The sequence below is a fragment of the Cupriavidus sp. 05T313 genome (assembly GCF_056396665.1).
Genome location: NZ_JBFTLX010000657.1, coordinates 1 through 424, shown reverse-complemented (window position 1 = coordinate 424; position 424 = coordinate 1). Strand labels below are relative to the sequence as shown.

At 67.5% G+C, this 424-nt stretch carries 1 pseudogene; it reads left to right on the top strand.

What is annotated here, in order from left to right:
* Nucleotides 1–85: 85 nt before the first annotated feature.
* A pseudogene (locus tag AC1DKD_RS42220) lies at nt 86–424 on the top strand (hypothetical protein); the annotation flags it as partial.

The following is a 424-nucleotide window of genomic DNA, read 5'->3' as shown; positions in this document are numbered from 1 at the left end:
TTCCTGCTCACCGCAGCCCCGCTCCCCATCACCGGCGCCGTTGGCTCCCCCGTCAACCCGATCGCCGTCCGATGAAGGAGCCAGCATGAGCATCGATTCTGTTCACGTCGCCACCGTKGAYGTCCACGCCCACATCCTGCTTCCGGCCCTGCARCAGCTCGTGGCCGAGGCRGATCCSGASGGCTTCGGCGCCCAGCAGGCCCTGGAACTGCGGCGCAACGGGCCGGAGTCCATGGCAGCGTCGGGCAGGATGATCAAGGAACGCTGGCCCCAGCTGACGGACCTGGATCGCCGGCTCGCAGACATGGACGCCCAAGGGGTGGACGTTCAGCTGGTCTCCCCGTCGCCGTCGCACTTCTACTACTTCGCAGGGGAAGAGCTGGCCCTCAAACTGGCGAAGGCCGCCAACCAAGCGGTGCGGGAG